Source organism: Archangium violaceum (assembly GCF_016859125.1).
Lineage (GTDB): Bacteria > Myxococcota > Myxococcia > Myxococcales > Myxococcaceae > Archangium > Archangium violaceum_A.
In genome coordinates this window covers 4,920,614-4,932,717 of sequence record NZ_CP069338.1, presented here as the reverse complement: position 1 = coordinate 4,932,717, position 12,104 = coordinate 4,920,614, and the positions used below count along the sequence as shown (strand labels likewise).

Annotated in this window: 11 protein-coding genes; 2 read left to right on the top strand and 9 right to left on the bottom strand. The window is 62.9% G+C overall.

What is annotated here, in order from left to right; all coding sequences use genetic code 11:
- Positions 1–212: 212 nt before the first annotated feature.
- From JQX13_RS21145 to JQX13_RS21130, 4 genes are read right to left on the bottom strand one after another with little or no spacing between them, the layout of a single operon-like run.
- Positions 213–1,826, bottom strand: coding sequence for a type I restriction-modification system subunit M (locus tag JQX13_RS21145; RefSeq protein WP_203410736.1), 1,614 nt, complete (start codon positions 1,824–1,826; stop codon positions 213–215).
- Between the two features lie 2 nt (positions 1,827–1,828).
- On the bottom strand, positions 1,829–3,028 hold the full coding sequence (locus JQX13_RS21140; RefSeq protein WP_203410735.1) for an AAA family ATPase: 1,200 nt from the start codon (positions 3,026–3,028) through the stop codon (positions 1,829–1,831).
- The gene (locus JQX13_RS21135; protein WP_203410734.1) at positions 3,025–4,218 is read right to left on the bottom strand and encodes a restriction endonuclease subunit S; all 1,194 of its coding nucleotides are present in this window, start codon (positions 4,216–4,218) and stop codon (positions 3,025–3,027) included. Before JQX13_RS21135 ends, JQX13_RS21140 begins: the two co-directional genes overlap by 4 nt.
- The gene (locus tag JQX13_RS21130) at positions 4,215–6,965 is read right to left on the bottom strand and encodes a type I restriction endonuclease subunit R (protein WP_239015325.1); all 2,751 of its coding nucleotides are present in this window, start codon (positions 6,963–6,965) and stop codon (positions 4,215–4,217) included. The genes JQX13_RS21135 and JQX13_RS21130 overlap by 4 nt, the downstream gene beginning before the upstream one ends.
- A 173-nt stretch (positions 6,966–7,138) precedes the next feature.
- Here JQX13_RS21130 and JQX13_RS21120 point away from each other — a divergent pair, with 173 nt between their 5' ends.
- Complete coding sequence (locus JQX13_RS21120) at positions 7,139–8,089, top strand: IS1380 family transposase (protein WP_203408984.1); 951 nt, start codon at positions 7,139–7,141, stop codon at positions 8,087–8,089.
- A complete protein-coding gene (locus tag JQX13_RS21115; protein WP_203410731.1) occupies positions 8,077–8,577 on the top strand; it encodes a transposase in 501 nt (166 codons plus the stop codon). The genes JQX13_RS21120 and JQX13_RS21115 overlap by 13 nt, the downstream gene beginning before the upstream one ends.
- A 142-nt stretch (positions 8,578–8,719) precedes the next feature.
- Here JQX13_RS21115 and JQX13_RS21110 read toward each other — a convergent pair whose 3' ends face one another.
- The 5 genes from JQX13_RS21110 to JQX13_RS21090 form a co-directional block, all read right to left on the bottom strand.
- Positions 8,720–8,989: a hypothetical protein gene (locus JQX13_RS21110; RefSeq protein ID WP_203410730.1), complete on the bottom strand. Its 270-nt coding sequence runs from the start codon at positions 8,987–8,989 to the stop codon at positions 8,720–8,722.
- Positions 8,990–9,219: 230 nt separating this feature from the next.
- Positions 9,220–9,426, bottom strand: a complete 207-nt coding sequence (locus JQX13_RS21105) for a helix-turn-helix domain-containing protein (RefSeq protein WP_203410729.1) — start codon at positions 9,424–9,426, stop codon at positions 9,220–9,222.
- 330 nt (positions 9,427–9,756) lie between these two features.
- The gene (locus tag JQX13_RS21100; RefSeq protein WP_203410728.1) at positions 9,757–10,008 is read right to left on the bottom strand and encodes a hypothetical protein; all 252 of its coding nucleotides are present in this window, start codon (positions 10,006–10,008) and stop codon (positions 9,757–9,759) included.
- Positions 10,009–10,697: 689 nt separating this feature from the next.
- Positions 10,698–11,168, bottom strand: a complete 471-nt coding sequence (locus tag JQX13_RS21095) for a hypothetical protein (protein ID WP_203410727.1) — start codon at positions 11,166–11,168, stop codon at positions 10,698–10,700.
- Positions 11,169–11,359: 191 nt separating this feature from the next.
- Entirely contained in the window at positions 11,360–11,545 is a 186-nt protein-coding gene (locus JQX13_RS21090; RefSeq protein ID WP_203410726.1) for a hypothetical protein, read from the bottom strand.
- Between the last annotated feature and the right edge of the window lie 559 nt (positions 11,546–12,104).

Below are 12,104 nucleotides of genomic sequence, written 5' to 3'. Positions count from 1 at the left end.
ACTGGCCAGCAGTTGGTCCCCTCACGGGAGCTTGCGACGAAGGAGGCCGGACGAGGGCGCGTGCGCAAGTGGTGGATGTCATGGGCTCCGGGAGATCGGGGCTTCCCAGAGCGCCTCGTGTGAACCAGCGGCGGGAGCGAGAGCCGGGACGCTACGACGAGGCGGTGGCTGCGTCGACGTCGGGGGCTGGGGCGGACGCGCGGGACGTGCACCTACGGCAACGGTGCCAGTCCAAGCTGTTCGAGGAAGCCGTTGTGGCGGTCCTTCGCCTCGCGGATTTCATCTTCGATCTGCACCAGCTCCTGGTGCGTCGCCGCCAGGTCGATCTCGACCTCCAGCTCGGCCGTGCTCACGTAGCGCGAGATGTTCAGGTTGTAACCATTCTCCTTGATCTCCGCCATCTCCACCCGCCTGGAGTAGCGATCCTCCTCCCTGCGATGCTTGTAGGTGTCGATGATCATTTCGATGTGCTCGTCGCTCAGGACGTTCTGACGCTTGCCCTTCTCGAAATGCTCGGCCGCGTTGATGAACAGCACGTCATCGGGCTTCTTGCACTTCTTCAGCACCAGAATGCACACGGGAATGCCGGTCGAGTAGAAGAGGTTCGCTGGCAACCCGATGACCGTGTCGATGTGCCCGTCCTCCAGCAGCTTCGTGCGAATCTTGGACTCGGCGCCACCCCGGAACAGCACGCCGTGCGGCAGGATGATCGCCATCACGCCTTCGTCTTTCAGGTAGTGGAAGCCGTGCAGGAGGAACGCAAAGTCCGCAGCCGACTTCGGCGCGAGCCCGTAGTTTTTGAAGCGCACGTCCTCGCCTAACGCCTCGGTGGGTTCCCACCGGTAGCTGAAGGGCGGGTTGGCGACCACTGCATCAAAGTAAGGCTTCTTCGCGGGGTTCGTCTCGCGGAGCATGTCCCAGTCGTTGGTGAGCGTGTCACCGTGGTAGATCTCGAACTCCGAATCCTTGACCCCGTGCAGGAGCATGTTCATCCGCGCGAGGTTATAGGTGGTAATGTTCTTTTCCTGCCCATAGATCTTGCCGATACCGTGCGGCCCCATGCGCTTGCGCACGTTGAGCAGCAGGGAGCCCGAGCCGCAGGCGAAGTCCATCACGCTAGCGAGATGCTTCCGCTTGCCGGTCTTCGGCTCCTGGCTGTCAAGCGTGACGATCGCGGAGAGGATGTCCGAGATCCGCTGCGGCGTGTAGAACTCGCCCGCCTTCTTGCCCGAGCCCGCGGCGAACTGGCCGATCAGGTACTCGTAGGCGTCCCCCAGTTTGTCGCTATCGGTAGAGAACTCCGCAAGCCCCTCGGCGATCTTGATGATGATCGTGCAGAGCTTCGCGTTGCGGTCGGCGTAGGTCTTGCCGAGCTTGTCAGACCCGAGATTGATCTCGGAGAACAGGCCCGAGAACGCGCTCTGGAACGACTCGTTCTCGATGTACTTGAACCCGGCCTGGAGAGTGTTGAGGAGTTCTCCGTCCTGGGTGCGAGCCATGTGGGCGATGCTGGTCCACAGGTGCTCGGGCCGGATGACGTAGTGGGCCTTGAGTCGCATCTGCTTCTCGAACGCCGTCACATCGCCCGGGTTATGGGCGTACCACACAGACAACGAAGACCGCCCTCCGTTGCCGATCGCATTCGGGTCTGGGTAGTCCCGCCCGAGCTCCTTCTTCGCGGCCTGCTCGTAGTTGTCCGACAGGTAGCGGAGGAACAAGAACGCGAGCATGTAGTCGCGGAAGTCGTCCGCGTTCATCGCCCCGCGGAGTTGGTCAGCGATGGTCCAGAGCGTCTTTCCGAGCTGTGCTTGGTTGTTCTCGGTCATGCTTACTTAGTGTCTCCGTTGGGTCCGGGTACCAGTTCTGGATTGAATGGGTAGCGCTCCACGAACCCCTTCAAGATCGTGAGGAAGTAGCCCTTCGTGTCGTCACTCATCTCGGTTGGCTCGTACATCGAGTACTTACCGTGGCTCAGCAGATCAACGAAGCGCTGGTGAAGGATGCCATCTGCGTCATCATCGGCATCCTTGATGCACTTCGAGAAGTGGTTGTAGCCGAGAAAGAGGGCGGTCTTCTCGAGCACCGTGCGCAAGATATTGAAATGGAACGTGCTCGCCTTCCCGCTCTGGGCCACCTGCCACAGATCTGCCAGGGCCGCAACGTGGTAGAACTGTGGGGTGTCGACACGTTGTTGTTCTGAAAGAACGTATCCATCCTTGCGACGATCGCGCTTGAGCGTGAACTGAATTGGAGTGAATACGTGATTCTGCAATTCGTAATGCAAGACATTGAAGAACAGCGCGTGGTGCGTCGACACAACCGTCTTGATCGGCCGCTGTGCCTCGCGATAGAGCTGGACTAGGTGGTTTCCGACGACGATGGCGTTGTGCTCATCGAGGGATGAGATCGGGTCGTCGATGTACACATGTTCGACCCACTTGTATGCCTCCGCTCCATCGAGAGTGAGCTGAAGGATGGCGAGGAAGAAGCACCAGACAAAGATGTTCTCTTCACCCCGCGAGATCTTGATGCCGTCGACTTGGTCGCGCCTCGTAGCGTCGCCGTCGCCGCTCAGCACGTCCCGAGAGAAGGTGACCTCCGCGCTGGCGATCTTGCCGGTCACCGGGTCAAACTCAAAGTTGAGCTTGAAGTCGAAGTCCGCATAGCGGTTCAATAGCGGGCGGATCCGGGTCTCAAGCTCTAGCTCGTCCAGCCCGACGAAGAATCTGGAAGCCGCGTTGAGCTTCAGCGTGCGGTGCTGGTCGTTCTCCAGATCGTTGTCCCACGAAAAGAGGTCCTCCGTGAACGCGTTGAAATAGAGCGTGTCGCGGCTCTGTACCTTACCGTGTTGGTCGATGACCTTGCCGAGGTCCTTGAAGGCGGCGGACAGTCGCGTCTTGCCGGTGCCGTTGAAGGCATAGATCAGAATGAACGGGCTCTTGCCGGGCTTTTTCTGGGCCTTTTCGGCCAGCAGCGTCCGAAGGTGCTTGGCGACGCTCGGCAGATCCGCGTAGCTGGCGTCGGTCATTGCCCCTCGCCCTCCAGCCTCGGGAAGAGCTGCTGCAGCAAACCCTGCTTGTGCCGCTTGAGGGCGTCGACTTTCCGAGATTGCCCCGCGATAGATGCGCCGAGGACCGAAAGGCAGCCGGCGATTCGCTCTCGCTCCTTCTTCTCGGGAACCCACAACGTCAGCGCTTTAAGTTGCCCGCCTGTTATGAGGGGTTGTCCTGAACCATAGATCATTTTGTTCAGTCCGAAATTCTCAAGGTAGTAGAGAAAGAAGTCCACGTTGTCACGGTCCTTGAGGTTGATGACAAGCGTGTTGTCGGTCACACCGAACTCCCCTTCCGCCTTGGTGAGAAACCCTGCATTTGCACCGACCCTCGCCACCAAAAGAGCCGTGTCTGTAAAGGTCGCATGATGGGTCTTGCCGATCACGCCGGTCGAACCGTAGAGGTCAAATTGACCATCGGGATCGCTCTTGTCTTTGCCCGACGATATGCTGTCGCATTGCTTGCCCAATGTCGTCCCTTCCCATGGGTCCGAGAACTTCGGGAAGCGGAGACGGGGCCGGGGCTCACCAGCCTGAGGAAAAAGCTCTTGCATCAGCCCTCGTTTGTGTCGCCGCAGGGCTTCGAGCTTTCGGCCCTCCGCAGCGATCAACTCGTCCAGCGAGCCGAGGCATTCGGCTACCTTTTGCTGCTCATCCTCGTCTTCCGGCAGGTAGAGTGAGCCGGAGAGGAATCGTTCATTGGAGAGCTGGATGGTGTTCTTCGCGCCCTTCTGTGCGAGAGGATCAAGGTAGCGGAAGGCTCGCGCCGGGCTTTCGAAGAAAGCTTCAACGAGCAGGCCAACATGTCGGTTCTTGGGCGCAAACACGCCGTAAAGCGGCGAGACGATTGCGTTGTAGTCTCTTCTGTGTTGCTTGACGATCCCGAGCTTGAACATAGCGAGCGGACTTCTGGTGTACACGACATCAAAAGGCCGGACGAGGCTGTAGTGCCCTGTGTCACTCGCAGCGAAGCTCCGGCCCATGTGCTCGACCTGCGGCACGATGCCCTTGGCAAGCGACACCGAGTGCACGTCTGACGTGCCGTCGCTCTTGAGTCCATGTTCGTCCAATACCGCTCCGAGGGTCGTAAGCGGCCACCCGCGCTGGCACTCGAACTCGGGAAACCGCAGCCTGGGTACCAGGCGTGATGGCTCGCGAGCCGTCATCGTGCCCCCCCATGCTCGTATGCATTGAGGCCCGAGATTTCCCGGCCATGGGCCCGCTTTTTCAGGAGGGGGACGAGGTCGGCCATGAGCGCGAGTTCGCGCTCGCGGCGTTCGCGCCAGCCGAGACCGAGCGGCTCCATCAGGTCGGTGAGCTGCTCGCCATCGAAGATCATGCGCTGGAGGATGGTGTCAACGAAGGCCGAGAGCGACTCGGTCGTCAGTCGATGGGCATGGGCGAGATGAGCGATCTGCTGGGCCTGCTTCTCGGCCTTGAACTGCTCGTAACCGGCACGGATGGCGGCTTCGTCGAGGCCCTCGCCCTCCTTGAGCGAGCGGACGTACTCGGTGATATCGTCCCGCTCGTCCATGAACTTGGCGTCGGACTGGATGAGCCCAATGAGCTGCTCGCGGCTGATCGTGAGCTTCTTCGGGTCCTGCCCCGAGTACTTGGCGATCAGCTTCATGATGTAGTCGTAGTCGATGACGGCGGAGGCGAAGAGGACGAACTCGAAGTCGAGCTGGTCGACCTCGGCGCTCGCAGGCTGGCCCTCCTTTCCAGAGGCCCCCTGCTGCTCCTTCAGGCGTTGCGCGGTTTCGAGGTACACGCCGCGGAAGGCGCGGAGCTCGTCCTTGGGCAGGGCCTGTTCAATCTGCGCTCGCTGCTCGTCAGTAAGGTTGGTGTACTGGTCAAGCTGCGTCTGGAGGCGCTGGACCTCCTTGAACCGCTTGATGAACTGGGCGCGGGCGTCGTCGCCCATGAGGTTGTTCACCTGATCGGGCTTGGCTTCGAGGCCCTGCGACGTCATGAACTCGCCAAGGTCGGCGACGGCCTGCTTGAAGTTGTCGATGACGACGGGAGCCTTGTCGACCAACCAGATCTCGCGGGCCCGATCAGCCTGCGCACCGGAGAAGAGCGCGATCGCGGTGTCGACGCTGTCCTGCTGCTGGCGGAAGTCGAGGATGTGGCCGTAGGGCTTCGTGGCGTTGAGGACGCGGTTCGTGCGGGAGAAGGCCTGGATCAGGCCGTGGTGCTTGAGGTTCTTGTCGACGTAAAGCGTGTTGAGGTACTTCGCGTCGAACCCCGTGAGCAGCATGTCGACGACGATCGTGAGGTCGATCTTCTCCTCGCCCCGGCGCGGCAGGTCGCGGTTGGGGAACTGCTGGTCCTTGATGCGCTGCTGAACGTCCTGATAGTAAAGGTCGAAGTTGTTGATGTCGTGATTGGTGCCGTACTGCTGGTTGTAGTCGGAGATGATCACCTTGAGCGCGCCCTTCTTGCCCTCAGGGTCGTGGCGGTTGTCCTCCTTCTCCTGAGGGAGGTCCTCTTGGATCTGCTGGACGTCCTTGTTGCCCTCTGCCGGCGGGGAGAACACCGCGGCGATCTTGAGAGGCACGAAGTCGGGGTCTGCTGACCTTCTGTCGGCCTGGAGCCTCTTGAAGACCTCGTAGTACTCAATGGCGTCGTTGATCGAGGCCGTCGCCAGCAGAGCGTTGAAACGGCGGCGTCCAGTCGCAGCATCGTGCTTGTCGAGGATGGCCTGAGCGACGGCTTGTTTGGCGAGGGATTGGCCGGGCTTCAGAGCCGGCGCGTTCTTCGGTCTGTAGTAGTCGACGTGAAAGCGGAGGACGTTCCGGTCCTCGATGGCGTGGGTGATGGTGTAGGCGTGGAGTTGCTTCTGGAAGAGGTCCGTCGTCGTGCGCAGGGTAGCGACGTCGCCCTCGATCTGCTTGACGGTCGCGTTGTCCTCGAAGATCGGGGTGCCGGTGAACCCGAAAAGCTGGGAGTTGGGGAAGAACTCCTTGATGGCCTTGTGGTTCTCGCCGAACTGCGAACGATGGCACTCATCGAAGATGAAGACCATCCGCTTGTCGCGGAGAGATTCGAGGCGCTGCTTGTAGGTGACGCGTCCTTGGGCGACGTTCTGCTTGTTGTGCTTGCTATTCTCGTCGAGGGCGAGCCCAAGCTTCTGAATCGTGGTGACGATGACCTTGTCGGCGTAGTCGTCAGACAGCAGGCGATCGACGAGCGTCGCGGTGTTGGTGTTTTCTTCGACGCAGCCCTGCTGGAAGCGATTGAACTCCTCGCGGGTTTGGCGATCGAGGTCCTTGCGGTCAACGACGAAAAGGCATTTGTGAATGCTCTCGTTCGTCTTGAGGAGCGTCGATGCCTTGAAGGAGGTCAGCGTCTTGCCGGAGCCGGTCGTGTGCCAGATGTAGCCGTTGCCGCAGTTCTGCTCGATGCAGTCGACGATGGCCTTGACGGCGTAGATCTGGTACGGGCGCATCATCATCAGCTTCTGCTCGCTGGCGATGAGGACCATGTACCTGCTGATCATCTGACCGAGCGTGCACTTGGCCAGGAACCGATCCGCGAAGTCGTCGAGGTGCGTGATCTTCGTGTTGTCCTCGGCGGCGAACTGGTAGACGGGGAGGAAGCGCTCGTCAGCGTCGAAGGCGAAATGCCGTGTGTTGTTGTTGGCGAAGTACCAAGTGTCCGTCCGGTTGCTCACGATGAAGAGCTGGACGAAGCACAGCAACGTCGTCGTGTACCCGTTGCCCGGGTCGTTCTTGTAGTCGACGATCTGCTCCATCGCCCGCCGCGGGCTGATGCCGAGCGTTTTCAGCTCAATCTGGACGACGGGGACTCCGTTGATAAGGAGGATGACGTCGTAGCGGTGGTGGCTGTTGTCGGTGTTGATGCGGAGCTGGTTGACGACTTCGAAGGTGTTCTTGCACCAGTCCTTGATGTTGACGAGGGTGTAGTTGAGCGGGGTGCCGTCGTCGCGGACGAACGCCTCACCCCGCCTTATTCACGAGAGGTGCAGGAGGATGACCGGAAAAGGAGGGTGACGCGCCTGACCTCCCGAGTGGTAGAGGGGTGTTGTTCAGACATCCACCACCACAAGGCAGGAGGCGCGTCATGGGTGAAATCCTCAACGACTTCGGGCTGGAGTTCAACGGCTCCGTGAAGCTGGAGGCGAGGGCGGAGCGGTTGACGTCGGAGGCAGGTGCGGTGCTGCTGAGGGAGGTGGACGAGCGGTTGGGGCTGACGCGCTGGCTGGGGGAGATGTTGACGGACACGCGAGACGAGAAGCGGATAACCCACTCGCTGAGGGAGTTGGTGCGCACGGACCTTCTGCTGTTGGGGCAAGGGTGGAGAGACCACGACGACGCGGACGCGCTCAGGAGGGACGCGGCGTTGAGGTTGGCGGTGTCGGACAGCAAGAGCAGCGTGCCGCTGAGGGGGAAAGAGGGGGGAGCGGAGGGGTTGGCCTCACAGCCCACCTTGTCGCGGCTGACGGCCATGTTGGCGCGAGAGGAAAACCGGAAGGTGCTGCACGAGGCGCTGGTGTGGCAGACGGGGCGGAGGCTGAGGGCGCAGCAGCCCAAGGGCCAGAAGCTCAAGCAGGTGACGGTGGACGTGGACGGGTTGCCGGTGGAGGTGCATGGGCACCAGGAGGGCAGCGCGTACAACGGGCACTACGGAGTACGCATGTACCACCCGATTGTCGCCAGTCTCGCCGAGACGGGAGACCTGCTGGACGTGAGGTTGCGCGAGGGAAACGTGCACAGCGCCAATGGAGCGCTGGAATTCATCGACGAGTTGCTGGGGCGAGTGGAGAAGGAGGTGTGTGAGGTGGCGGCGGTGCGCTTCGACGCGGGCTTTCCCGAGGAGAAGCTGCTGGCGAAGCTGGAGGAGCGAGGCACGCCCTACGTGGCGCGCGTGCGCAACACCAGCGTGTTGCAGCGGGAGGCGGCGCTGCCGCGCTTCATGAATTCGGGAGTGCCGCAGGGGAGCCGGGCACCCACCTGTACGAATGGGAGTACCAGGCGCAGGGCTGGAGCCGTGCGCGGCGCGTGGTGTTGGTAGTGCTGGAGAGGAAGGACGAGCTCTTCCCGCACGCCTTCTGGCTGGTGACGAGCTGGAGCAAGGAGCAGATGCCGGCACAGGCGCTGCTGGAGCACTACCGCCAACGCGGCACGGCGGAGGGCCACTTCGGAGAGCTCATGGACGTGCTGGCCCCGGCGCTCTCCTCGGCCAGACGGCCCAAGTCCAAGTACCGGGGGCAGCCGCCCGTCCAGCGCTCGGTGTCCATCGACGCCTTCGCCAACAACGAGGTACGCCTGTTGCTCAATGCCCTGGCCTACAACCTGGTGCACGCCGCGCGCGTGCTGATGGAGCAGGCCACGGGCGAGGGCTGGGGGCTGCTCCGTGTGCGCGAGCGGGTGCTCAAAGTAGCCGCGCGGGTGCTGTTACACGCCAGAAGAGTGGTGCTGGTCATTGGCCGGGAGTCGGCCAGCCTCTGGCAGAAGCTGTGGACGAAGCTGGGCTCGCTGAGCACAGCGCACATCACGTAGCTGCCTGGAGTCAATTGCAGCTCACGTGTCGCACTCTCCCCACTCCCCTCTCCATCTCCTCCTGCTTGCTACCCGCTGCCCCGGGGCGGGCTTCCTCTGCCTTGTGCCCGATAACTCAACCCAACGCGCTCGACCTCAGCCTTCATGCATGTCTTGAGCCAGTCGTCGCGAATATGGTGGGCTCACGGTTTCGCAGGGCGCGTGCAGCTTCGTACACGTCCGGGGTGACGAGCTCATCGAGGAGTCGCTTGAACTCGCCGTCGGTGAGGTTGACATGGTTGAGCTTCTCGAACTTCTGGCGGAAGTTGCGTTCGAGGGCATCGCGGTCGCGAATATCTTCGCGGTACTCGTACTTGAGGCCCACGAGCCTGGAGATGAGCGACTCTTCGAGTTGGCGTTCGGCTGAGTTCATCGGTGGCCTCGTTCAGTCTTTGCAATGCGCATTCGCGAATGCGCATTCGCGTGCGTGTCAACGAGCCCGACGACCCACGGTTCGGGAGGCAGGCGTCGCACGCAGGTTCAATCCAGCCGGGGCGAGGTTGGCCGCTCTCGACAGGCGTCGTCGCCTGAGCGCGGGGCGGTTATTCTTGCCGTCTGTCCGCCGGCCGTGCTGCTGACGACGCTGTGTTGTCGAGTTTCTGTTCACCCCTGCTCCTCGTTGCCTTCGGGCTCCGCAGCACCGCCTGCCTCAATCCACTCGTCGACCTGCGATAGCTTGAACTTCCACAGGCGCCCGACCCGGTGCGCCGGCAGGGACTTCGACTCGATCCACCGGTAGACCGTGTCCTTGGCGATGCCGAGGTGCTTGGCGACCTCATCCACCGACACCCAGGGCTCTTGCTCGTGCATTGACCGGCTCCAGCAGGGCGAAAGACGCAGGACTCCCGCTCGTGCCCACCTCGGACGCGGCGCCACCGTATCACGCTCTACGGAGAGCGCTCAAGCGCGATGAAGATCGGCGAGGCTCGGTGAGGGTGGGGCGAAACCCGAAGGCGGCGCTCGAATCTACCCCGCCGGCGCCCGCAGCTCCGCCCACAGCGCCCGCTGCTCCACCCAGTTCCCGGCGTGGCCCACCGCCCGGAGCATCCGCTCGGCCATCGGCTCCGCGCCGTCGACGGCGTCGAGCTCGAGGACGCTGGCCAGTCCGTCCTCCCCAGCAGGGGCTATGCGCTCGCTTGGTCACCTTCGCGGGCGGTCGGAGTACCACTGCCGCAGCTCGTCGGCCACGTCCTTCTCGTACTTGCCGTCCAGCGTGCCGCTCACGTCCATCCGCGTGACGAAGTCCCGGAAGTCGAGCCGCTGGGGGACGTGCCCGAGTAGCACCGCAGCAAGGTGATCGTGGAAGAGCGACGCCAGCTGCCGCTCCGCGCCCCTCACCCGCTCGGCGAGCGTTTCACCATGAGCCAGCAGCCAAGTCCCTTCCTCCATCATCCGCGCACGCTCGGAACGATTGACCGGCGCCCCGACCCCGTCACAGGCCGCGAGGTAACGACGATGACGCGCTCTTCGGGCCGCTCCCGCGAGAGCACCACGTCGCATACTCGGTAGCGCGCCCGTTCCATCTCGTCACGTCGATGCAGGAGCCCTGCAGGGGCGCATTCTTTACGGCGTAAATTTCGCGCCCTTTGAGGCTCCGTCCCTCTCCGTAGTCGAGGCTAGCGAAGGGGGTACCTCGATGCGCCGCCGGTTGCGCCCGCACCAGCGCAGGTGCAGGAGTCGTCCACCTCAACGGGAGACAGGATCGCCCGCCTGCGCACCGTCCTCCGGGCCGGGTAGCGTCCGCCTTGTCCTCCCTTTCCACCCACCTACGCACCTCGACGCAGGACACGCCCAGCCGAGCTCAGGATGGCACCCGACCGTTTGCGCCCGGCCGCCACACCGCGGGCAGAGGAGCCATCGCCGAGCGCCACCGTGCGCGGTAGGACAGGGCTGCTGGACGATGCGAACCTCGACGAGGTGTCCGGCATGCTCGAGCTGCACCGTCGAGAGGCTCCGGAAGCGCTGGGGCGTGAAGCGGCCGCGAAGGCCGGCAATGGATACCCGAACCAGGTCGTCGCGGTACCACACCTGTCGACGGGGCCGGCGTGGACGAGGGGCGGAGCTGGTCAGGTCCATGGCCATCACTCCCCTACCCCCACGTGGACGTGCTGCGCGGCCCCCACGACCAGCACGCTGCGCCGGCCGCCCTGGCGTTCCGCACGTAGCTCGTCCATCAGCATCGTGAAGCGCTTGGTGGCGCTCGTGAGGAGCTTGTCCAGCAGCTTGGCGCCAGGCTCATCCCGCTGCGACAGGGCCGCGGAAAGCAGAGCGGCCAGCTGCCCCATGTTGACCTCCGCGAGCGCTGCGGATCGAGCCAAAGAGCGCAAGCGCACCCCGTCGCCATCTGCCGAGGCGAAGGCCCCTGCCCGGGCACGGACGTGGTCGAGCATCGCCTCCTCGCCACCGGCCAGCAGCTGCGTCACGGACGCGGTCTCGACAGGCGAGAGCGCCAGCCGAGGCGTCGTTTCCTCAACGCGCGCAGGTGGACGGACGACCGGCAGCTCGTGGACGTTGGAGATGGCTGGGATGGACTCCACGGTCTTCGGTTTCATCCCAGAATATTAGGACGAAGTGAGTGGAAGCCCGGTGCAATGCTAATTCCTTCGGAAACCGCCGCCCCGCCGCCCGCTTACGCCAGCAGGGTCCACGCGCGCACGAAGGGCGGACGTGTCTCGCGGGGAGGACGCGTGTATTCGTTAGAGGTAACCTAGCTATTTCCTACGAAGCGCGGGACCCGTCATTCCTACTCCTCCCGCTGCACCAAGAAGTCCTCAATGGAGATATCGCCACGCCGGAGACCAGCGAGCACGACCTCCATCTGGGACTGAAGGAGATCGAACTGGACGCGCTGCTGGTGGAGGGTGTCGGTGGCCAGGGGGCCGCGGAGGAGGACGAGGAGGTGATGGAGCATCCCCAAGATATAGGTCACGACGTCCACACCCGGTTGCCGTGGTGATGACGACTCGGAGAGCCCCTGGGAGGGCCCTGGCCGGGCCGCAGACGCGTCCGGAGCCGGGGGAGCCAGCGGGAACCCCCGAGGCTCAGGAGCGGCCAGGTACGGCGTGCTGGCGCATGCATACGTGCTGAGGTGCTGCTGCGGAGGGGAGGGCTGCCGCAGACGTCGGTAAGACGTCAACGCAGGTAAGGTGGCTCGCTTCAGACCAGCGCCTTACCTCTTACCGCCACCTAAACCATTGTATTTATTGGCCTTTACCCCTCCGGTAAGACGGGTAAGACGTCTACTCCTATTTCCTCCATAGATTGAAGACTCCGTCCCAGGAGAGGGGCGCTGCGCCAGCAGCAAGATTCTTGCGCAAACGCCTTACCCGCCTTACCCGCCTGCGATGCCGGCCTAACCACCTGAAATTACAGGTGGGCTCGCGGTAAGACGGTCAGTAGGGCCTGCGAGTGAGACGCCTTACCACCCGCTCCGTCCTTCTTACCGGGACCGCCTGAGGGACCTCCGGGACCATCGCTCAGCCCCTACC

Bases quoted from the DNA above. Each gene is read 5' to 3' on its own strand.
- JQX13_RS21100 (WP_203410728.1), bottom strand. From the start codon at position 10,008: ATGATGGAGGAAGGGACTTGGCTGCTGGCTCATGGTGAAACGCTCGCC.
- JQX13_RS21120 (WP_203408984.1), top strand. From the start codon at position 7,139: ATGGGTGAAATCCTCAACGACTTCGGGCTGGAGTTCAACGGCTCCGTG.
- JQX13_RS21095 (WP_203410727.1), bottom strand. From the start codon at position 11,168: ATGAAACCGAAGACCGTGGAGTCCATCCCAGCCATCTCCAACGTCCAC.
- JQX13_RS21145 (WP_203410736.1), bottom strand. From the start codon at position 1,826: ATGACCGAGAACAACCAAGCACAGCTCGGAAAGACGCTCTGGACCATC.
- JQX13_RS21105 (WP_203410729.1), bottom strand. From the start codon at position 9,426: ATGCACGAGCAAGAGCCCTGGGTGTCGGTGGATGAGGTCGCCAAGCAC.
- JQX13_RS21140 (WP_203410735.1), bottom strand. From the start codon at position 3,028: ATGACCGACGCCAGCTACGCGGATCTGCCGAGCGTCGCCAAGCACCTT.
- JQX13_RS21110 (WP_203410730.1), bottom strand. From the start codon at position 8,989: ATGAACTCAGCCGAACGCCAACTCGAAGAGTCGCTCATCTCCAGGCTC.
- JQX13_RS21135 (WP_203410734.1), bottom strand. From the start codon at position 4,218: ATGACGGCTCGCGAGCCATCACGCCTGGTACCCAGGCTGCGGTTTCCC.